The organism is Sediminibacterium sp. (genome assembly GCF_019264485.1).
In the GTDB taxonomy this organism is placed as follows: Bacteria; Bacteroidota; Bacteroidia; order Chitinophagales; family Chitinophagaceae; genus Sediminibacterium.
In genome coordinates, this window is record NZ_JAHVAA010000015.1 from 169,189 (window position 1) to 190,277 (window position 21,089).

The 21,089-nt window shown below is 41.8% G+C and carries 18 protein-coding genes; 9 read left to right on the forward strand and 9 right to left on the reverse strand.

All coding sequences use genetic code 11. The features are described 5' to 3' along the window. Positions 1 to 63 precede the first annotated feature (63 nt). Complete coding sequence (locus tag KXJ59_RS15480; RefSeq protein WP_295206690.1) at positions 64 to 486, forward strand: antitoxin Xre-like helix-turn-helix domain-containing protein; 423 nt, start codon at positions 64 to 66, stop codon at positions 484 to 486. Next, positions 483 to 947, forward strand: coding sequence for an RES family NAD+ phosphorylase (locus tag KXJ59_RS15485; protein ID WP_295206693.1), 465 nt, complete (start codon positions 483 to 485; stop codon positions 945 to 947). Before KXJ59_RS15480 ends, KXJ59_RS15485 begins: the two co-directional genes overlap by 4 nt. Here the strand turns inward: KXJ59_RS15485 and sppA are convergent. Next, positions 933 to 2,693 (reverse strand): signal peptide peptidase SppA, encoded by a 1,761-nt coding sequence (gene sppA / locus KXJ59_RS15490; RefSeq protein ID WP_295206696.1) that lies wholly within the window; start codon positions 2,691 to 2,693, stop codon positions 933 to 935. The genes KXJ59_RS15485 and sppA overlap by 15 nt on opposite strands. A 105-nt stretch (positions 2,694 to 2,798) precedes the next feature. Between sppA and folK the strand changes: the two genes are divergently transcribed. The 3 genes from folK to KXJ59_RS15505 are packed head-to-tail and all read left to right on the forward strand — an operon-like array spanning position 2,799 to position 5,239. Further along, complete coding sequence (folK, locus tag KXJ59_RS15495) at positions 2,799 to 3,278, forward strand: 2-amino-4-hydroxy-6-hydroxymethyldihydropteridine diphosphokinase (RefSeq protein WP_295206699.1); 480 nt, start codon at positions 2,799 to 2,801, stop codon at positions 3,276 to 3,278. 51 nt (positions 3,279 to 3,329) lie between these two features. Then, entirely contained in the window at positions 3,330 to 3,962 is a 633-nt protein-coding gene (locus KXJ59_RS15500) for a deoxynucleoside kinase (protein ID WP_295206701.1), read from the forward strand. A gap of 29 nt (positions 3,963 to 3,991) precedes the next feature. Further along, complete coding sequence (locus KXJ59_RS15505; RefSeq protein WP_295206704.1) at positions 3,992 to 5,239, forward strand: MFS transporter; 1,248 nt, start codon at positions 3,992 to 3,994, stop codon at positions 5,237 to 5,239. Positions 5,240 to 5,271: 32 nt separating this feature from the next. On the opposite strand, the gene KXJ59_RS15510 is transcribed toward KXJ59_RS15505, so the two are convergent. Then, positions 5,272 to 7,140, reverse strand: coding sequence for a M1 family metallopeptidase (locus KXJ59_RS15510; RefSeq protein ID WP_295206707.1), 1,869 nt, complete (start codon positions 7,138 to 7,140; stop codon positions 5,272 to 5,274). Between the two features lie 41 nt (positions 7,141 to 7,181). On the opposite strand from KXJ59_RS15510, the gene KXJ59_RS15515 reads away from it, so the two are divergent. Beyond that, entirely contained in the window at positions 7,182 to 7,865 is a 684-nt protein-coding gene (locus KXJ59_RS15515; RefSeq protein WP_295206709.1) for a nitroreductase family protein, read from the forward strand. Here the strand turns inward: KXJ59_RS15515 and rsmI are convergent. The 4 genes from rsmI to KXJ59_RS15535 all read right to left on the reverse strand — a co-directional run bounded on the left by rsmI (position 7,862) and on the right by KXJ59_RS15535 (position 10,970). After that, on the reverse strand, positions 7,862 to 8,530 hold the full coding sequence (gene rsmI / locus KXJ59_RS15520; RefSeq protein WP_295206711.1) for a 16S rRNA (cytidine(1402)-2'-O)-methyltransferase: 669 nt from the start codon (positions 8,528 to 8,530) through the stop codon (positions 7,862 to 7,864). The two genes, KXJ59_RS15515 and rsmI, sit on opposite strands and share 4 nt — an antisense overlap. A 71-nt stretch (positions 8,531 to 8,601) precedes the next feature. After that, the gene (gene purS, locus KXJ59_RS15525) at positions 8,602 to 8,850 is read right to left on the reverse strand and encodes a phosphoribosylformylglycinamidine synthase subunit PurS (protein WP_295206713.1); all 249 of its coding nucleotides are present in this window, start codon (positions 8,848 to 8,850) and stop codon (positions 8,602 to 8,604) included. Continuing rightward, complete coding sequence (locus KXJ59_RS15530) at positions 8,847 to 9,611, reverse strand: CDP-alcohol phosphatidyltransferase family protein (protein ID WP_295206715.1); 765 nt, start codon at positions 9,609 to 9,611, stop codon at positions 8,847 to 8,849. The genes purS and KXJ59_RS15530 overlap by 4 nt, the downstream gene beginning before the upstream one ends. A gap of 66 nt (positions 9,612 to 9,677) precedes the next feature. Beyond that, complete coding sequence (locus tag KXJ59_RS15535) at positions 9,678 to 10,970, reverse strand: aminopeptidase P family protein (protein WP_295206717.1); 1,293 nt, start codon at positions 10,968 to 10,970, stop codon at positions 9,678 to 9,680. 265 nt (positions 10,971 to 11,235) lie between these two features. Here KXJ59_RS15535 and KXJ59_RS15540 point away from each other — a divergent pair, with 265 nt between their 5' ends. After that, a complete protein-coding gene (locus KXJ59_RS15540) occupies positions 11,236 to 11,988 on the forward strand; it encodes a hypothetical protein (protein ID WP_295206719.1) in 753 nt (250 codons plus the stop codon). Between the two features lie 56 nt (positions 11,989 to 12,044). Here KXJ59_RS15540 and KXJ59_RS15545 read toward each other — a convergent pair whose 3' ends face one another. From KXJ59_RS15545 to recG, 3 genes are read right to left on the reverse strand one after another with little or no spacing between them, the layout of a single operon-like run. Further along, on the reverse strand, positions 12,045 to 13,064 hold the full coding sequence (locus KXJ59_RS15545) for a PorP/SprF family type IX secretion system membrane protein (protein ID WP_295206721.1): 1,020 nt from the start codon (positions 13,062 to 13,064) through the stop codon (positions 12,045 to 12,047). Positions 13,065 to 13,073: 9 nt separating this feature from the next. Continuing rightward, the gene (locus tag KXJ59_RS15550) at positions 13,074 to 16,778 is read right to left on the reverse strand and encodes a PKD domain-containing protein (RefSeq protein WP_295206723.1); all 3,705 of its coding nucleotides are present in this window, start codon (positions 16,776 to 16,778) and stop codon (positions 13,074 to 13,076) included. A 58-nt stretch (positions 16,779 to 16,836) separates the two neighbouring features. Next, positions 16,837 to 19,011 carry an ATP-dependent DNA helicase RecG gene (gene recG, locus KXJ59_RS15555; protein WP_363266307.1) on the reverse strand — a complete coding sequence of 725 codons (2,175 nt, stop codon included), beginning with the start codon at positions 19,009 to 19,011 and terminating at the stop codon, positions 16,837 to 16,839. 233 nt (positions 19,012 to 19,244) lie between these two features. Between recG and trpS the strand changes: the two genes are divergently transcribed. After that, entirely contained in the window at positions 19,245 to 20,255 is a 1,011-nt protein-coding gene (gene trpS / locus KXJ59_RS15560; RefSeq protein ID WP_295206725.1) for a tryptophan--tRNA ligase, read from the forward strand. 145 nt (positions 20,256 to 20,400) lie between these two features. Beyond that, the gene (locus KXJ59_RS15565; RefSeq protein WP_295206727.1) at positions 20,401 to 21,036 is read left to right on the forward strand and encodes a deoxynucleoside kinase; all 636 of its coding nucleotides are present in this window, start codon (positions 20,401 to 20,403) and stop codon (positions 21,034 to 21,036) included. Positions 21,037 to 21,089 lie beyond the last annotated feature (53 nt).

A 21,089-nucleotide genomic window follows, 5' to 3' on the forward strand; every position in this document is an offset into this window, starting at 1 on the left:
ATAAAAGGAATAATTTTTTATTCAAAGACAGAAGTCGTATATTTGGGTGACAAATGTTACTTAATGGCAAAAGCTAAAAAAATACCACCGGCACCTCATCCTCCCCTTGCGGAAGAACCTGTTGCTTCCTATTTGCCTGCAGTTGCAGAATTTACCTATCGCAAGTTTAAAAAAATTGCCGACCTGGTTCCTTTTACGCAGGCCGAGTGGGCAGGTATTTTACATCTCTCCGAAAGAACGCTTCAGCGATATGCCAAAAACAATGGGTCGTTTGAAGGCATTTATACTGACCGCATTCTTCAGTTACAGGAACTCATTGAAACTGGTCTTGTTACTTTTTCTTCTCCTGAAGCTTTTTACCAATGGCTAAAAAAAGATAAACATGTAATGGGGCATGTGCTCAATTTTAATTCTTTGTCTGCCGGTCGTGGTATCCAGGAAACACTCAACCAATTGGTTCGTATACAACAAGGTGTGTACGCATGATTTTGTATCGTTTTGCACACCACAAATTTGCGGACGACTTATCCGGTACAGGTGCCAAACTGAAAGGTGGGAGATGGAACATGGTTGGTACACCTGTATTGTACACCAGCAGTTCTATTTCACTGGCCCTTCTCGAAATATTAGTGAACACAGGAAGTTTTGAGGAACTGCAACTATTTAAACTGATGCAACTCACTTTGCCTGCAGATGCAGCTGTATATCATATAGAGACAAAAAATTTGAAGAAAAACTGGCACCACGATTTTGAATATACACAGTGGATGGGCAGTGAAATTATGCAGGATAAAAATTCACTCGCCGTTGCCTGCCCTTCTGCCGTAGTTCAGCAGGAACAAAACTTCTTACTGAATCCTACCCACAAAGATTATGGTAAGATTCGTTTAAAAGAAGTAAGTGGTTTTTATTTTGATGAACGTTTATTTCTCTCAGTGTATCGTTAAGAAATAAGGCATTCGTGCCTGTGGTTCTCCTACCATCTGTTTTACCTGTTTGAACTGCTGCATCAATTGCCACTGCTCTACCCCTATTTCATCTTTTATCAGCGTGGTTTTGATGGAACGCTTATAATCGCCCATAATCTGTTCGAGGAAATTTTTCTTCTCGGGATATTCGCGCAAACGATAATCGTCTTCAATTTTAGCGAGTTTGGCCGCATGTTTTACTGCATCCTGCAATGTTCCAATCTTATCTACCAGCCCTGCTTCCAATGCCCGTTTACCTGTCCATACCCTGCCTTGCGCGATACTGTCTACATATTCCATGCCCTTATTACGGCCTTCCGCTACCCGGCTTTTGAAAGTATTATAAATTGAATCTGTTGCCGCCTGAAAGAATCGTTTTTCAGTTGCTGTTAATGCACGGTCACCTGCCCCCATATCGGCATAAGGAGCCGTTCTTACCCGGTCTGTAGTAATACCCAGCTTATTTTTCAGGAAAGATTCGAAATTGGGAACAATACTGAATACACCGATAGAGCCGGTGATAGTTGTTTCATTGGCGAATACGGCATCTGCATTACAGGCAATATAATAACCACCAGATGCAGCAACATCGCCCATACTTACCACTACAGGTTTTTCTTTCCGGGCCAATGAAATTTCTCTCCATATTACATCACTCGCAAGCGCGCTGCCACCGGGTGAATTTACACGAAGCACTATTGCTTTGATATCTTTATCAAGTCTGGCCTTGCGAATTACATTTTTATATACATCACTACTCACCTGTTCTTCATCGCCTTCCTGGCTTACAATATCGCCCTGTGCATAGATGATGGCGATTCTGCCACTACCCGAATAATCACTCAATGTAGTTGCAGCAGCATATTCATTGATGGTGACAAAATTGATACTTGATCGCGAACCTTTTTTCAGTCGCTGTAAAATCTCTCCCTTTATTTCATCATCATATTTCAGTCCATCTACCAACTGGTATTTTTCTGCATCAACTGCTGTTTGAATATCTCCATCATTGGCCAACTGGTGTAATACCGCTGTATCGATCTTACGAGCCGTACTGGTTGCTTTTAAAAAAGCACTGTACAAATCGCCCAGCCATACCGATGTTTGTAACCGATTGGCTTCGGTCATTTTTGTTTCGCGCAATGGCTCTGTTGCGCTTTTAAATTTACCCGCATAAAATATCTGCGGTTCAATCTCAAGCTTATCCAACATTCCTTTCAGAAAAAACAAATTCGATGAAAATCCAGACCACTCCAATCCGCCCTGTGGATGTACATATACACGTTCTGCTGCGTTGGCCACGTAATAAGCTTTCTGGGTCATGGTTTCGCCATAGGCTATCACAAACTTTCCCGATTTTTTAAAATCAAGGACCGCTTTCCGCAATTCTTCACTTGATGAGAACCCATTTGCATTATCGCTGGCTAATATATAAATTCCTTTCACTGCCGAATCTGATTTTGCCTCTCCGATCAATCTTACTACATCGAACAGGGATGGTGTATTGGCTTCTGCGGAAGAAATGAGTCCACCAAAAGGATCTTCTTCTGCCTGTTCTTTGAAATTAACAGACAGGTCAAGTACCAGCACTGCTTTTGAACCCACAACCGGCACTTCTGAAGTAGTGGCTGTTGATATAAACCCGATCAAAATAAACAGGCCGATTACCGTAAACACGATTAATGCCAGTAATGAGGCGAAAAATATTTTAAAAAATGTCTTCATATGCTTTTTTTACGGCCTCTTACAAGGTACCATTCTTCTTTCTGAGAATAATCTCCACAGCTACGTGAATTTAAAGATATTTGAAGCCGCAAATATCTCCAATTTATGAATACAGCGTATTTGCTGACAGGCGGTAATATGGGTAACCGGGCTTTTCACCTGCAACAGGCCGAACAATATATTCAACAATATTGTGGCGAAATCGTTTGCAGTTCTTCTATTTATGAAACCGAAGCCTGGGGTTTTACAGATCAACCCGCATTTTATAACCAGGCCCTGGAACTGAAAACGGCACTTTCCCCTGATCAGCTTATGCGTAAATTACTGGAAATAGAACTGGAGATGGGGCGTATCAGGACACAGAAAATGGGGCCTCGTATTATTGATCTGGATATATTACTGATCGATGACCTGATTATTGAATCTGAATTACTTTCCGTACCACATCCGGCCCTTACTGAAAGACGGTTTGCTTTACTGCCGCTGGCAGAAATTGCACCCCTACTCATACACCCTATTGAGGGTAAAACCATTACCGCTTTGCTTGATAGCTGCACCGATACATTAAATGTGCAAAAAAAATAGCATACTGCTTGGTTACTGCGGTTAATTTTGACGGTATTGCATCGAATCAATATGAAGTATCAATATATTACCGTAGAAGGAAACATAGGAGCAGGTAAAACCACTTTAGCGCATTTACTATCGAAAAAACTCAATTCCAGGTTGATATTGGAAGAGTTTGCAGACAATCCTTTCCTGCCAAAGTTTTATGAGAACCCCCAGCAATATGCTTTTCCGCTTGAACTGTTTTTTATGGCTGAGCGATATAAACAGTTAAAAGATATGCTGCATACCAAAGATATGTTTCAGCACGTGACCGTTTCTGATTACCTGTTTACCAAATGTTTGCTCTTTGCCAAAGTGAATCTGCCTGAGGAAGAATTCAGGCTTTATCAGAAATTATTTGATATTATTCACCAGCAACTCATGTTTCCCGATATTCTTATTTACCTGCATGCGCCTGTTCAGAAATTGCAACAGAACATCAAGCGGAGAAACAGAGAATACGAACAAGCTATTCCTGATGAATATTTATTCAACATACAGGAAACCTATACCAGTTATATCAAACAACACAATATCAAAACCATTTTTATTGATGCCAGTAATGCTGATTTTCTGGGTAATGAAAAGCATTTAAATATTGTATTGGAAGCATTGGAAAAAGATTACGACGGAGGACAGCATTATTTCAGTTTACCCTGAAATAAATAAGGCACTCAAAAAAAATACAGATGACCCAGCAGCCTACTACATACGACGCTTTCGCAGCCATGCGTATTCCTGAATACCGCAACCTGATGATGGGACGCTTTCTGTTTATCATGGGTTTGCGTATGATGGGAACACTGGTTGGCTGGTGGATTTATGAACTTACCAATGACCCGTTTGCTATTGGGTTAATTGGCTTATCGGAAGTAATACCTGCTGTTTCCCTTTCCTTATATGCGGGGCATGTAATTGATATCAGTGAGAAAAGAAAACTCTTATTACGTGGTGTGAGTTTGTATTTTACCTGTGCCATTTTTCTGCTACTCTTATCCAGCAACTATACTTCCACTCAATTAAGTAATCACTGGATTGCTTTCAGCATTTATGTAATCATCTTTTTTACTGGTATCATCCGTGCTTTTACCGGGCCCACATTTGGCACGATGGTGGCTTCTATTGTACCCAGAGAACAATTACAAAATGCCACTACCTGGAACCAGGGCATCTGGCTTACGGCTTCTGTAACAGGCCATGCCACCGTTGGTTTTATGATTGCTTTACTGGGTAATACAGGCTCCCTGATTATTATCTGCAGTCTTGTAGCTATTGGTTTTTTATTTATGTACCAGCTAAAACCCAAACCTTCCCTGAACGAACCCGGTGAGAAAAAAACCATGGATAGTGTAAAAGAAGGTCTGCGTTTCGTCTTTAAGACAAAAGAAGTTTTGGGAGCACTCAGCCTCGATTTATTTGCCGTTCTTTTTGGCGGTGCTGTTGCCATGATTCCTGTATTTGCAAAAGATATTTTAAAAACCGGACCCATTGGTTTTGGATGGCTCAATGCGGCTTCCGACATTGGGGCCATTCTTGTAGTTATTTTACTGACACTGTTCCCGCTTCGAAAACAGCAGGGTAAAAAATTATTATTTGCCGTAGGTGGTTTTGGTGTCTGTATCATCATATTTGCCTTATCAGAGTGGTTCTGGCTATCGTTTTTTGTACTGATGTTAAGCGGCATACTTGATGGCATCAGCGTGGTAGTAAGAGGCACCATTCTTCAACTCAAAACACCCGACCAGATGCGAGGAAGGGTAATGAGTGTAAACTCCATGTTTATTAACAGCAGTAATGAGCTCGGACAATTTGAAAGTGGTGTTGCCGCCAAATTATTGGGGGTAGTGCCGTCTGTAGTTTTTGGCGGATGTATGACCCTGCTGGTAGTAGTAGGCACCTGGTTTAAAGCACCCAGTTTAAGAAAGATGGAATATTAAAAAAGCATCCCGGAGGATGCTTTTTATGCTGGTTAGTCAGGTATTACAAGTTTATTATTGTTGCGGTTTATATCTGCCATTCGCATGGATGGATCAATTTCAACCGATTTAATTTCCTGTATCCCCTTTGCAATAGCGAATTTGTATTCGGGGTGTGTCCAACGCCAGGGCGTATGATTGGTGCGGGGTATTTCATTTTCCGCAGGTTTTGTTCCATACATCAGGTCTAGGGCAATTACATGCATTTCCTTTGAGCCGTCTTTATAGGTTACCAGTACATCAATAGGCATGGGCATTTTTCCGATGCGTTTTACCGAGAGCATGGTCTTACCATTTTCTACGTTGATATCTCCTACTGCGTAATCAATGGTTTTGGTTGAATTGATCCAGTATTCTTTATACCAGTCGAGTTCCATACCACTTCTTTTTTCTGCCACACGGATGAGATCATTTGGATTGGGATGTTTGAATCTCCATTGATAATAATAGTCGAGCAAAATCTGGTCGCGTACTTTTTCACCTACTATATAACCTAATTGCGCCATAAACACAGCTCCTTTGCTATACGCTGCAGCGCTATAGGCAAAATTGGTATTGAAATGATCGGCATGTGTACTGGCAGGTTCTTCCAGACCACTTTTTGCGAGATTAAAATAACTTCTGTAAGAACCTTCTGCTGCAAATCCGCTTCTACCGCGCATTTCAGCCATGACACGTGATGTGGCATAATCTGTAAATCCTTCATCCATCCATGGATAGAGTGCTTCGTTACTGCCCAGCATCATCTGGTACCAGCTATGCATCCATTCATGAATAGCGGTGCCGATGCTGGCATTTTTCAGCAAAGTGGCCATCGGATATTCCATTCCACCATCTCCACCCTGTATAAAAGTGTAGGTTTTATACGGATAGGGACCAAATGTTTTGGCGATAATCGGATAAGCCAGCGCAGTTGAATCTGCTACACGCTGCCAGCGGCTGTCAACAGAATCCACCGCTTTATATACTACCCGGATCAAGGGGCCGTTTACAGTTGTGCGAGTAATCATTTTATAATTCGGATCAGCGGCCCACATAAAATCATGAACATTATACGCCTGCCATTTCCAGGTAACGGTATTTCCTGCAGGTGTTGAGGGTTTAGTACCTGCAACTTCATACCCTCTGCCTATTTCATTGGCATTCATGAGATCGCCACCGGCTGTTACAAAATAATTTTTATCGATGGTGATGTTTACATCAAAATCGCCCCATACGCCATAAAATTCCCGGGCAATATAGGGATTGGCATTCCATCCCTGGTAATCGTATTCTACTACTTTGGGATACCACTGGCTCATGCTGTAGCGGATACCTTCCGCATTATCGCGACCGCTTCTGCGGATCTGCTGGGGCACTTGTGCTTCAAACTGAACATCGAGTTGCACTTTCGATTTGGGCATGATAGGTTTTGCCAGCACTACTTCCAAAATCGTTTCGTGCATTTTCAATTCCTGGGCCACTCCTGCAATTTTTACCGATGCCACTTGCTGAAAACCGATTTGTTCGGGTGTAAGTTTACTGATCCGGTCTTTTACGCGCGCATCCCAATCGAGGCCATCACTCATACGGGATGGTTCTCTTAACACGGTTTTACCCAATTCACGGCTGCGCACGTCCATGCTGCTGTTGGGCTGAAATGCATTCCAGTATAAATGAAAGAAAATACGGGTTAAGGTATCGGGCGAATTGTTCCAGTAATCAATTTTCTCTGTGCCTGTAAAACGGTTTGTGTTCACATTCATGTTTACATTGATCTGGTATTTGATACGCTGCTGCCAGCGATCGGGCTGTGCTTCAACAAACAATGAACTAATCATTGCAGATGTGAGCAGAACAGAAAATAGAAATAGTTTTTTCATATGCCTTGGAAACATTTTATGTTTAATTTCAGAAAAAAAATATGGAAACTCCAAATATAATCAATGGTTATCCTTTTATAATCTATCGTAAAGAAACGTATAATGATGATCAAATAAAGCAAAGATCAGCTGATTTTTATGGGTGGATGAATGAAAGACGCACTGTTCGTGAGTTTTCTGACCGAAATATTGACAAATCTGTTATTGAAAATATTCTAATGACCGCTTCCACAGCACCTTCGGGGGCCCATAAACAGCCTTGGACATTCTGTGTTGTAAGCGACCCCGACATTAAGCAACAAATAAGAGTAGCTGCTGAAGCAGAGGAAAAAGAAAGTTATACAAACAGAATGAGTGAGGAATGGCTGGAAGATCTGGCCCCTTTTCAAACAGATTGGCAAAAACCATTTCTTGAGATAGCTCCTTACCTGATTGTTGTTTTCAGAAGAAGTTATGAAATTGATTCGAATGGAAAAAAAAGGCAGAATTATTATGTTACGGAGAGTTGTGGAATTGCCTGTGGTTTTTTATTAACTGCTATCCATAATGCAGGTCTCGTTGCGCTTACCCATACACCTTCACCTATGAATTTTCTGTCAACACTCTTACACCGACCGGAAAATGAAAAGCCCTATTTATTAATACCAGTTGGATACCCGACTGATACTTGTCTGGTTCCACAATTGTCAAGAAAAAAAATAAATGAAATTTCAAACTGGTATTAAGCAGGATTTCCGGCTACAACAATCACGATTTCCCCTTTCACTGTTTTTGCACGAAAATGATCGGCTACTTCTTTTATGGTACCACGGAAATTTTCTTCAAAGAGTTTGGTGAGTTCGCGACTCACAGAACAGGGTCTGTTTTCTCCAAAATATCCAGCCATTTCATCCAGTGTCTTTACCAGTCGAACAGGACTCTCATAAAACACCATGGTTCTCTCTTCGGTTACCAGTTGTTTGAATAGTGTCTGGCGACCTTTTTTGAGCGGCAAAAAACCTTCAAATACAAAACGGTTAGACGGAATTCCGCTGTTTACCAGTGCCGGTACAAAAGCGGTAGCGCCGGGCAGACATTCTACTTTAATTCCTTCCTGCACGCAGGCCCTGACGAGTAAAAAAGCCGGATCTGAAATACCGGGAGTACCTGCATCTGTTATCAATGCAAATTGTTTACCGGCTTTCATCTGGTCAACCAGGTGTGCCACCACTTTATGTTCATTATGCTGGTGATAGGGAGAAAGCGGTTTCTGTATCTGATAATGATTCAGGAAGCGGGATGATGTGCGCGTATCCTCACATAAAATCACATCTACCTGTTGCAATACTTCTAATGAACGAAGTGTTACATCTTTTAAATTCCCGAGGGGTGTAGGGACGAGGTAGAGCATATAGCAGATATGAGATATCAGATAGCAGATGTATTTCAAATCAGACATCTGCCATCTGACATCATCAAATATTATTGTATCATTTCAATCTCATAAAACTCCATCACCGGGTTGGCGAGTAGTTTTTTACTGGCTTCTTCGGCTATTTGTCTGGCTTCTGTTTCTGAGGCGGCATCGATCTGTAAAGTAATATGTTTCCCTACTCTTACATCGGCAATTGATCCGAGTCCGAGGTTCTTCAATCCACCCAACACTGCTTTACCCTGGGGATCGAGCAGGTCTTTTAATGGCATTACTTTGATCTGCACGTTATAGGTCATGATTCTGTTTGTTTAAGGAGCAAAGATAAAACTACATAAGCAATAAAACTAAGCGGAACTGCCAGCCAGCCAAATAAGACTGCACCGATCAGTGCTATTACAGCTATGATAAGGAAAGGAGCGATTTTTTTTACACTTATATTTTTAAATTTCAGGGCCATCATGGGTAATGTAGATACCATGAGGTAACTCACACCCAGTACTATCGCATACCAGAACCATTTGTTGAGTAATAGGGTAATAACCCATGTTTCGGAAGTAGTCCAATAGATCAGCGGAAATGATGCAAATAATAAACCCGCTGCTGGAATGGGTACCCCTTTAAAACCATGAGACTGTTGTGTATCGATATTAAACCTGGCCAGCCGGTAAGCACCTGCGCAGGGCACAAGTACGGCCGGTAATAACCATGCTACGGGGGCATCAAGACCATCGGGCTCCTGTGCCAGGCATAAACGCAGGAACTGGTATACAATAAGACCCGGCGCCACGCCAAAACTCACTACATCGGCGAGTGAATCGAGTTGTTTGCCCATTTCGGATGGTACTTTTAATAACCTTGCCATGAAACCATCACAGAAATCAATAATGGCTGCCAGTGCAAGAAAAAGGCTGGCCCATTGCATCTGTTCAGGTATTTCTACAATGGGCTCCCCGGCAGAAGAACTGGTTATCTCCAACCCTGTTTGCATAATACAAATAATGGCCAGACAACCGAATACCAGATTAAGGAGTGTAAAAAGGTTGGGAATTTGTTTCATGGGGAGGGTTTATAGTCCATGGTCGATAGTCCATAGTTTATGGACTATCGACCATGGACCATTCGCTTATTTTTTCTTCATCAATGCTTCAATCTCTTCTACAGTAATGGGGATGTTTTTCATCAGGTCTGTATTTCCATTACGGGTGATCCAGAAATTATTTTCGATACGTATACCCATTTGTTCTTCTTCAATATAAATACCCGGTTCTATGGTAAAAACCATTCCTGCTTTAACAGGTTGTGTTTTAGTGCCCAAATCATGGACATCAATACCCAGGTGGTGTGATATACCATGATAGAGATATTTTCGATAGGCGCGGTTTTCGGGTGTTTCGTTCTTTACATCCGATTTTTTCAGCAACCCTATCTTTAAAAACTGCTGTGTGGCTTCCTCTCCTACTTTCTCTGTGTAATCAACAATGGTAATTCCAGGTTTTAAAATGCTTTTGGCATAGTTGTGCAAATGTAAACAGGCATTGTAAACTGTTTTTTGCCGGCGTGTGAACTTACCATTAACTGGTACAGTTCTGGTAAGATCGGCACAATAACCGCCATATTCTGCTCCGAAATCCATTAACACCATCTCTCCATCCTTACACTCCTGGTTATTTGATACATAGTGAAGAATACGGGCACGGTCGCCACCGGCAATAATACTTCCGTAGGCAGGACCTGTTGCACGCTGACTATAAAAATCATGGTAGATTTCTGCTTCAATTTCATATTCCATTACACCGGGTTTAATAAAACCCAGCAGGCGACGGAATGTATGATCTGTAATATCAATGGCTTTCTGTAATACGGCTACTTCATCTTTGGTTTTGATGGCCCGCAATGAACGCATGATTTTTGCTGCACGATGGTAGGTATGCAGTGGGTATCTCTCACGCATTTCATCTACAAAACGGTAGTCGCGGCTCCTGATCTGTGAGGCTTTACGGTCGTTTTCGTTGGTATCGAGGTAAATATGATCGGCCAGGTGAACCCAGGTTTGTAATAAAGCATCAATACTATCTACCCATACAATGGTTTGTATGCCGGAGATGGCTGTTGCCTCGTTGGTGCGTAATCTTTTTCCATCCCATTTCTCTTTCAATTCGTTGGGACGAACCAATACCAGCACTTCACGGAATTTGGGGTCTGGACAATCGGGAAACAGCACTACCATTGAATCTTCCTGTGTAATACCACTGAGCCAGAAAAGATTGCTGTTTTGTTTGAATTTATGAAGGGCGTCGCCATTCATCGGCCATTCGTCGTTGCTCACAAAAATGGCGATGCTGTTGGGAACCATCTCTTTTACAAATCGTTCCCTATTGGTTATGAAGATGTTAGCATCTAAAGGAAGATATTTCATGTGTTTATTTTCACTGATTTTAGTTACATGTAATTCGCCAATTAATATTCAGGGTTTATAACAACCATTGTTAAGGCTTATTTCATATGGGTCATTTTGGAGTGGCTGCAATATAAAACATAAAGTTTTGCGAGCCTGCTACAATTCAACCCACCCTCCTGCCGCAAATGTTAAAAAATAGCCGGTTATCCAGATTGATGATCCATTTACGAATATAATCGTATGTTTACTACGAAATAATTCGTCAATCAATAAAACAATCAACATGAAAACGATTTTAATCAACAAATGGATAGCTGGTATTGTACTCGCCCTGGCAACGATCAGCTTTACTGCCTGGAAAGTGGCCGATAAGAAAACCGAGCAACAGGAACCTTCTTTCGAAAATTTCTACCAGGATACAACCAAAACAAAAAAGAAATACAAGTACAGGTATAATGATGACAGAGAATACAAAATTCATGATCTGGAAAGAGCCATGAAAGAACTGGATAAAGCTTCCATTGAACTGGACCAGGAGATAAAAATTGATCTCGGCAAAATGGAAAAGGAAATGAAAAAAGCGATGGAGGAGATTAAAAAAATTGATGTAGATAAAATTCAGGCAGAAGTTCGTAAAGCCATGAAAGAAGTGGAACTGGCGCTGAAAGAAATTGATTTCAAAGAGATAGACAAAGAAATGGCAAAAGTAAAAACAGAATTAAAGTCGGAGAAATTCAAACACAATATTGATTTTGATAAAATACGCAGCGATGTGGAGAAGGGACTGAATGAAGCAAGGGCGGGTATTGCCACTGCAAAAAAACAACTCACAAAAATCAAGGCTTTTGTTGATGAGCTGGATAAAGACGGACTGATTGACAAGGATAAAAATTATAAGATACAGGTGAAAAGCCATAAGCTGTATATAAATGGCAAAGCCCAGTCTGATGATGTAAATAAAAAATACAGCAAATACCTGGATGAAGACGACTACAGCATAAGCAAAGATGCAGATGATGAAGACATTGAAATCTAAGCGCTGGATAATAGACCATGGCCCATGGACCATGGACCATGGTCTATTATCTTATTTTAAAATCTCACCGTCGGACATTTTACCCCGTTTCCGCCATTCGAGAAGATTCCGCTTTTGATAATCGATATTTCATAAGCCCCTCTTGCCCCATTGATACTGCCGAGGTTAGATGTTGTGGCATCATAATTAAATGTAAAGCGGGTATCATTTACCTGATAACCCACCATGGGTATTACCGCATCTTTATGACGATAATACAAACCTAAGATCATTTGTTGTTCTCCATCGCCACTCAGGTTACGGTTGGCATTAAAACCAACTACTGTTTCCCATGCATTACCCATTTTACTTACATAGATATTCGGATTCACGATCCACAAATCCTGTAATTTGATACTGGCATTTACAAAACCTGTATACCTCCTGTTTACCCTCGCATCGGCAACATTGGGTGCAAAAAAACTTTCCTGTGGACTATTGATATGCATGGCACTTACACCTGCATTAAAATAAAAATTATCAGAAGCAAAATACGCATAGTTCATCCCCACGTGCAGGTCTAGATAAGAAGTCTGGCTATACGCAAATGGTTCATTCGAGGGGATATTGATATCAAAAAACTGTCCGTTCCACTGGTTATCGAAATTTAGTTTACTGATATCAATTCTTTTGGTAACAAGTCCTACGCTAAAACCCCCACTCAATAAACTGTTATACCCGAGCATCTGGTGGTATGCCACACTTGCATAGGCATTGGTAGAAACGAGGTTACCACTTCCTGCTTTATCGCTGTACAAGGAGGCACCTGCGCCCATCCAGCCATTTTCAAAACGATTGGTAAATAATTTGGTGTCGCCCCACAGGCTCATGGTGCGGAAAGGATTGCCTACACTGGCCCACTGGTTCCGGTAATTACCTCCGATACGATAATCATAGTCGGGATTAAATCCTGTATTGGCCGGATTCACCAACATGGGTGCATTATAGTATTGCGAGAAATGCAAACCCTGCCCGCTCACTGTAATTCCAATGAACAGTAATAATACAAACGCTCCTGTTTTCAACACGCTACGCATATCTGGCATTTATCGAAGTAATGTAATATCGCCCTTCTTTGACACTTTATCGCCGTTGGTAAATTCTATCTGTAAAGTATAATGGTACACATCCTGTGGCTGTATCCTGCCTTTGTACCTGCCATCCCAACCCTCATCCTGGTTATTACTCACATATACCTGTACGCCCCATCTGTTGTAAATACGCCAGGTCATTTTATCTATTCCATAACCACGTACAAAAATGCGGTCATTGGTTCCGTCGCCATTAGGCGAAAATGCATTAGGCACAACAGCCGTTGCATTCACGGTTACACTGATTGACTGACAGGTAGTATCACTACAGCCCGATGCATTGAATGCAATGAGACAGGCATTATAGGTACCGGTTCTGTTGTATAAATGTGGTACGGGAGAATCCGGATCGGTTGTAATGGTACTGTCCCCATCTCCAAATAACCATTTAAATGAAACAGCGCCTATTGATCCGTTATTAAAGTTTACGGCTGTATTGGGTTCAGTTGGATTGGGTGTGTATGTGAAAGCTGCTGTAGGGCTACCACTCACTGTTATAACCTGGGTCGTGGTATCCCGTATATTACAGGTGGCATTGTCTATCGCAATCAGGGTTACGGTATAAGTTCCCGGTGTAGGATATAAATGTGTCGGGCTGGTTACTGTTGATGTTGTTCCATCACCAAAATTCCAGAAGAATTGTTGTCCGGCCAGTGAAGTATTATTAAACACGGCATTGTATGGTGCACAACCCACCGAAGGAGTGGAAAACCTTGCTTCTACATTGGGTGCAATGCGTATTTGTTGTACGATACTGTCTGCATGGTTACAATAATTGGTATCAATTAGTACAAGTTTCACATCATAAGTACCGCCTGCTGCATAGCTATGTGTTACCAGACCGGGACCAGCAATTCTTGTATTGCCATCACCAAAATCCCAGCGGAAGCTTTGGTTGGTAAAGGGCTTACCGGCGGGTGCTACTGATGTGTTATTAAACTCAAATACCAGTGACTCGCAGGGAGGAATTTTGGTAGATGTAAATGATAATAAAGCTTCATCTCCACGTACCCGCATATTGATATAGGCAGTATCGGTAAAATTACAGGTAGTGGAATCAACTGCTACCAGCATTACCCTGTATAATCCGATATTATTGAATGTATGCGAAATAGAAGGTGTTGTTGTTCTCACTGCTGGTGAACCATCCCCAAAATGCCACCAGTAAGCTTGACCCTGTGCCAAGGTATCCCTGAAATCAACTGTTAATGGTACACAACCGGCGGTATCTCTGGCAACACCATTAATGGATGCTTGCAGACCAGCTCCTACGCCTGCGAGGTCGAAGGAGAATTTGATGGCGAGTAAGTTACACCTTGCACCTCCGCCCGGAGTAGCTAAATTATTTCTGGACCAGACTCCCGCTGTACCAGGTAATGACTGCGATGAACTATTACCTAAACATGAACAAATTGACTGATAAATGGTACCATTTCTATCAAAACGACTGGTTCCGCCATCCACATGATCGCCCAAAGGGACATTGCTTATTGAAGTGGCACCAAAAAAAGTAGCATACAAAACAGATCTGGCATCCCTTTCAATCACATAGAAATAGACATCCTTTCCATCTGTTTGTGGTTTAAACTGGTCTGTTCCGGCTGTAAGCAAACCAGTGGTGCCTGATGATGGAAAGTCCTCAGTAATTTCTCCACCCCATCCGGAAACATACACATTCTCACAACGATCTACTAAGAATGCGGTGGGCGAAATATTGGGTGTACTTCCAGTTATTGTACCAAAGTTTGTTGAAAAAATAAATGCAGATAAATCTGGCTGTAATTTGGAAATAAACTGCTTCCCTGTAGCCTGACTTCCATTTGCATTGATTGGTGCATTTACAACAGGCCAGGCAACTGTTGAGGTTCCCATTATGTAGGGGAATCCGTTCCTATCAAACTGAATACCGTAAATAAGATCAATACCTGTAGTAGCGAAATAACTTGTTTTAATAATCTGAGAGCCGTCAGGACTTATAATTGATACAAATCCATCAGTAGTACCTCCTCTGAATGCAGGAAAGACAACCCCTGTTTTGTCTCCGGGGAAATTATTACTAGCTGTTCCTCCTGCCACATAAATATTTCCATTAAGCGGATGCGTTGCCAGTACAAATGCAGCATCATCTCCATTGCCCCCTAAAAAAGAACTGAACAGAACAGTATTTAAATCGGAAGTAAGTTTAATAACCACTCCATCCTGAAAACGTGTTTGTGTTGCAGTACCCGGCGTGGTTTGAAATGCATTATTCGTTACCTGAAAGTTTGGCGACTGTGTAACAGATGCCAGAATTGGATTTCCTCCTTCATCTAATATAATTTCACTTCTTGCATCATCGCCATAATTTCGGCGTGTTGTTTCCGGAGCAATAGGATTTAAATAATTAGCTCTAACATTAATACCATCGTCACGATTTCCACCAATTCTCAATGAACTAATAATATCAGTACCAGTAGGATTCAATTTTGTAATAATAATATCTGCACCGCCTCCACTTCCATATAAACCAAGCCCCCGGGTTGGATATGAATTGCCAGATGTAGTTCTGCCAGCAATAAATAAATTTCCCTGACTATCAACAACTAAACTATGTGGTTGTTCATTTCCAGTTCCTCCCAAATAAGTAGCATATATTCTATTTGCTCCCGAAGGATCAAATTTTATAATTGCTATATCATTCGGGTTTAATTGTCCTTCACTTATTCCACCCTGAAACGTTCTTTGAAACGCACCATTACTAACGGGGAAAGTACCAGGTTGGAATACTATCCCCCCTCCATAGAAATTACCCATAGCATCATATGTTGCTGTAAAGCCCCAATTCTCAGCCGTACTCCCCGAATATCCATAGAACACAATCGACGGATCTACTATCAATGTTGCATCTTTATTATATGCTCCATTTACTTTAAATCGAACAATATTTCCCTTCACCTCAAAACTACAGGGTATTTCTGTGCGGGTATTACGTGCCAGTTGATAGGTATAGGGTGCCATTTCCTTCACCTCAATAACCGATGTTTTAATAACCAGTTGCTGATCCTTCACCTTTAACCCATCTACTCCTTCAAAATAAAGATTTACATCATTGATATTTCCACCCGGATTCACAATCAGGTCATATTTCAAAGTGCCATTAGCAGTGTAATAGCGAATATCAATATTGGGATAAATATTCCTGAAAGTTACGCCCTGGTATATCTTGCAGTTGGATGCCCATTTAGATGGGTCATTGCCCAATATATAGTTGTTATAAGAAGCCTGGGCCTTATCTGGAATCACCTGTGCATTTGGATTGGCATTCAGGAATTTCACCTGGTAGGCATGCCCCCTCAAAATAAGATTATCTGTTGAACCACCGCCTCCCCCTCTTGAAGGTTCACCTGCGGCGGATTTTTTTACGGATGTTGCTGTAGTGGTTGTATGTTGGTGACCTCGCGGATGCGGATTCAGTTTTTCCAGGTCTTCTTCATTGTGCAATAATACCCGGTAACCGTCTGCCTGCAGCGCTACCGAACCGATGCCTGTATTGGCTAGGTATAATATTTTTTTATCCCACTGTCCTTTGTTCTCCACAAACTCCAGGTAGTTCTGCGCATAAGTTACCAGTCCCGTCACAAGCAATAGTACCGTTCCTGCTATTTTCTTCAGTGCTGCCAATCCTCAATTTTTTAATAAGTTACTATAATATACGTTTCCGGCCCTGTTAAAGTTGTCGTCAGGAAATACGGCTCCATGCATTTTTACCTTTCTGTGACCTGAGGTAGTTTTTTAACAGCAAATTCTTTGCCATATCCAGTGTTGGATCCTCGTCCACTATCTGCTCGGCCATTGTTTTTGCCAGCTCGAGTAATTCCTTATCATTAACAATACTCGCTACTTTAAAGTTCAATGCACCGCTCTGTCTGGTACCTGCAATGTCGCCCGGGCCACGCAATTCAAGGTCTTTTTCTGCAATTTTAAACCCGTCATTGGTGGCGCACATAGTATTGATCCGTTCTCTGCCTTCTTTGCTTACTTTGGCACCCGTTAATAAAATGCAAAAACTTTTCTCGCTGCCCCTTCCCACCCTTCCACGGAGCTGGTGCAACTGCGATAAGCCGAATTTTTCTGAGCTTTCTATAACCATAACCGTTGCATTGGGCACATTTACGCCCACTTCTATCACGGTTGTACTCACCATTATCTGTGTATCACCACTTACAAAACGTTGCATATTGGTTTCCTTCTGCTCTGCCGGTTGGCGTCCGTGTAGCATACTGATGAGGTACCTGGGTTCGGGGAAAAAGCTTTTTACCTGCTCATAGCCCTGCATCAGGTCCTCATAACTCAGTTTTTCACTTTCTTCAATCAATGGATATATAAAATAAGCCTGACGACCTTTTTGTATCTCGGTTTTTACGAAATCCATCACACTGGCCCTTGCCGATTCATTACGGTGAACTGTGGTAATGGGTTGTCTGCCTGGCGGTAATTCATCCATTACACTATAATCCAGGTCACCATAGGCAGTCATGGCAAGTGTTCTTGGAATGGGAGTTGCCGTCATCACCAATACATGCGGCGGAACAGCAGCTTTTTCCCATAATTTGGCCCTTTGTGCCACACCAAAACGGTGTTGTTCATCTACAATTACAATCCCCAGGTTTTTAAACTGTACCACGTCTTCTATTACCGCATGTGTGCCCACCACAAAATGAATGGTATCGTCCTGTAAGCCGGCCAATATTCTCTTTCTTTCTTTGCCTTTTACGGTACCCGTTAATAAAGCTATTTCAACAGGCATTTCTTTCAATAATGCTTTCAGCCCATTGTAATGCTGCTGTGCAAGAATTTCTGTAGGAGCCATCAGACAACTCTGGTAGCCATTGTCTGCTGCCAGTAACATACTCAGCAAAGCCACAATGGTTTTACCACTGCCTACATCGCCCTGTAACAAACGATTCATCTGGTGTCCGCGGCCGGTATCGGTTCTGATTTCCCTGATTACCCTTTTCTGTGCACCTGTTAATTCAAAAGGCAGGTAATTGTTGTAAAAATTGTTGAACAGCTCACCCACTTTTTCAAATACTACACCCCTGCTGTTTTTATGTCGTTCAAGTCGAATCAGGTTCAGTCTTACCTGCGCGATAAAGAGTTCTTCAAATTTGAGTCTTTTGAGTGATCGCTCATATGCCTCCTGTGATACAGGAAAATGAATATTGCAATAAGCTTCATAGCGGTTAATCAACTGCTGTTGCGCTATTATATGTTCCGGCAGGTTTTCCGGAATATCCGTTGGTTTAATTTGTGAGAACAACTGAAAACTAAGTTTGGCCAGTTGCCGCCCATTGAGTCCCCTGGCTTTTAATTTTTCTGTGGCAGGATATACGGGTTCGAGGTATTCTTTCCCATCGGCTTTAGCCGCTACAAAAGGTTCTATTTCCGGATGCACCATTTGCGGTCTGCCACTAAAAAAACCGGTGCGACCAAAGACCAGGTATTTTTGTCCGGGTACCAGGTTTTTCTGCACCCAGCTAATTCCCTGGAACCAGGTGAGTTCGAGGCTGCCTGTTTCATCTTTTAATTGAGCCACCAATCTTTTGGCCCTGCCTGCACCTAATATTTCAAACTGTTGTAAAACACCTGCTACCTGTACAAAATCGGTTTGATAATTAATGCTGCTTATCTTATTTACCTTGGTCTTATCAATATGCCGATGTGGAAAATGATCCAACAAATCGCCGAAAGTAAAAATCTCCAGCTCCTTACGCAGCATATCGCCCCGCAAAGGGCCCACACCCTTGAGGTATTCTATCGGCGTAGATAATATGTTCGATGTAGAGTGGTTGATGTGGGGTTTGATTTTTTGATCTTTGATTTTTGATTTACAAAGGAACTTACAGTATACAATAATTTCCTTCCTTACAAATATCCTTTCTGGGAGGGATATAGAAAATTCAATCTTCAGAAAACAAGGGTTAGGGAACAGGCTAGAGGCAATAAGCAGCAAGAGACAAGATGGTTGACTCCTGTTTAATCCTATCACTCCTACCTGTCTCATGTGCCCTGTTCCCTGAGTCTTGCTTCTTGTGTCTTGTTCCTTGCTCCTTGCCGCTTATAGCTTCTCTTCCTTATCTTCGCCCAATGGAAAAAGAGGTTGTTTTAAGTGGTATACGACCCACTGGTTTTTTGCACCTGGGTAATTATTTTGGTGCCATGCGTAATTATGTGCGTATGCAGGATGAGTTTAACTGCTATTTTTTTGTGGCCAACTGGCACAGCCTTACCACCCACCCCGATACACGCGAACTTAAAAACAGCGTTCTGCGTGTGATTGCAGAGAATGTAGCATGCGGACTCGACCCTGATAAAGTGGCCTTATACGTACAAAGCGATGTACCGGAAATAGCTGAACTCTACCTTTACCTCAATATGATGGCTTATAAAGGTGAACTGGAAAAAACAGTAACTTTTAAAGATAAGGTTCGCTTACAACCCGATAATGTAAATGCGGGTTTACTTACTTATCCCGTTTTGCAGGCTGCTGATATTCTGATACACAGGGCTGTAAAAGTACCGGTAGGCAAAGACCAGGAACAGCACCTCGAAATGGCCCGCAATTATGCAGAAAGATTTAACCATCGTTATGGTGATGTATTGCCGCTGCCATATGCTTTTAATTATGGCGGTGAACTGGTTAAAATTTTAAGTCTGGATGGTGAGGGTAAGATGAGCAAAAGTGAAAACCAGATGAATACCCTTTACCTGGCCGATGAAGATGACAGCATCCGTAAAAAAATCATGAAAGCCAAAACCGATCAGGGTCCTGCTGAACCCAATGCTGTAAAACCAGATTATATAGAGAATCTTTTTACTTTAATGAAGCTTGTAAGTACAGCAGATACCGTTCAGAAATTTGAGGATGATTTTAATAACAGCAGTTCAGGTAATTGTGTAATACGTTATGGGGATATGAAGAAACAGCTTGCCGAAGATATGATCCGTTTTATTCAACCCATTCGTGCCAAAGCCGCAGATATTCAACATAATCAGGAACTGCTCCAGAAAATTATTCGTCAGGGTGCCGATAAGGCCCGTGCCAGCGCCAGTGAAACGCTGAAACTGGTCAGGACTGCGGTGGGGATGGATTATTAGCGTCTGAAAGACCGGAGCAGGAAAGTTGGAAGAAATGGGCTGAATACCTGTTATGACAATAGTGTAATTCAACTCTTTCCTCACGGACTTCCCGACTCCCCTACTTTTTTCTCCCATTTCTCTCAACTTTCGTATTTTCATTTTTATGGCGAAAACCAAGAAACCAAAACATGTGGCCGTGGCCGGTAATATAGGAGCCGGAAAGACCACGCTCACAGAGATGTTAAGTAAGCATTATCGCTGGATTCCTCAGTTTGAAGATGTGGACCATAACCCTTACCTCATGGATTTCTATGAGGATATGCCACGCTGGAGTTTTAACCTGCAGATATACTTCCTGAACAGCCGTTTGAATCAGCTGCTTGATATACATCATGGTACGGAAACCGTAATACAGGACCGTACTATTTATGAGGATGCAAATATTTTTGCGCCCAACCTGCATGAAATGGGGTTGATGAGCAAACGCGATTTTGATAACTATTACCAGTTTTTTCAGACCCTGAAAACCATGGTACAGCCTCCTGATTTACTCATTTACCTGAAAGCCTCTGTACCTACATTGGTGGCCCAGATTCAGAAAAGAGGGCGTGAATATGAAGAAAATATCAGGCTCGATTATTTGAAGCGCCTCAATGAATATTATAATAAGTGGATCGATGGTTACAAAGAAGGTCAGTTACTGGTGATCGACTGCGATAAGAATAAATTTGCAGAGAGTGAGGAACATTTTGGGGAGATCATCAGCAAGGTAGACGGTATGTTATTCGGCTTATTCTAAATTTACCTGTTTGTAATACTGTGGCGACTGTTTTATTGCCACTGAAAGCACAG

Bases quoted from the DNA above. Each gene is read 5' to 3' on its own strand.
- KXJ59_RS15480 (WP_295206690.1), top strand. From the start codon at position 64: ATGGCAAAAGCTAAAAAAATACCACCGGCACCTCATCCTCCCCTTGCG.
- KXJ59_RS15485 (WP_295206693.1), top strand. From the start codon at position 483: ATGATTTTGTATCGTTTTGCACACCACAAATTTGCGGACGACTTATCC.
- sppA (WP_295206696.1), bottom strand. From the start codon at position 2,693: ATGAAGACATTTTTTAAAATATTTTTCGCCTCATTACTGGCATTAATC.
- folK (WP_295206699.1), top strand. From the start codon at position 2,799: ATGAATACAGCGTATTTGCTGACAGGCGGTAATATGGGTAACCGGGCT.
- KXJ59_RS15500 (WP_295206701.1), top strand. From the start codon at position 3,330: ATGAAGTATCAATATATTACCGTAGAAGGAAACATAGGAGCAGGTAAA.
- KXJ59_RS15505 (WP_295206704.1), top strand. From the start codon at position 3,992: ATGACCCAGCAGCCTACTACATACGACGCTTTCGCAGCCATGCGTATT.
- KXJ59_RS15510 (WP_295206707.1), bottom strand. From the start codon at position 7,140: ATGAAAAAACTATTTCTATTTTCTGTTCTGCTCACATCTGCAATGATT.
- KXJ59_RS15515 (WP_295206709.1), top strand. From the start codon at position 7,182: ATGGAAACTCCAAATATAATCAATGGTTATCCTTTTATAATCTATCGT.
- rsmI (WP_295206711.1), bottom strand. From the start codon at position 8,530: ATGCTCTACCTCGTCCCTACACCCCTCGGGAATTTAAAAGATGTAACA.
- purS (WP_295206713.1), bottom strand. From the start codon at position 8,850: ATGACCTATAACGTGCAGATCAAAGTAATGCCATTAAAAGACCTGCTC.
- KXJ59_RS15530 (WP_295206715.1), bottom strand. From the start codon at position 9,611: ATGAAACAAATTCCCAACCTTTTTACACTCCTTAATCTGGTATTCGGT.
- KXJ59_RS15535 (WP_295206717.1), bottom strand. From the start codon at position 10,970: ATGAAATATCTTCCTTTAGATGCTAACATCTTCATAACCAATAGGGAA.
- KXJ59_RS15540 (WP_295206719.1), top strand. From the start codon at position 11,236: ATGAAAACGATTTTAATCAACAAATGGATAGCTGGTATTGTACTCGCC.
- KXJ59_RS15545 (WP_295206721.1), bottom strand. From the start codon at position 13,064: ATGCGTAGCGTGTTGAAAACAGGAGCGTTTGTATTATTACTGTTCATT.
- trpS (WP_295206725.1), top strand. From the start codon at position 19,245: ATGGAAAAAGAGGTTGTTTTAAGTGGTATACGACCCACTGGTTTTTTG.
- KXJ59_RS15565 (WP_295206727.1), top strand. From the start codon at position 20,401: ATGGCGAAAACCAAGAAACCAAAACATGTGGCCGTGGCCGGTAATATA.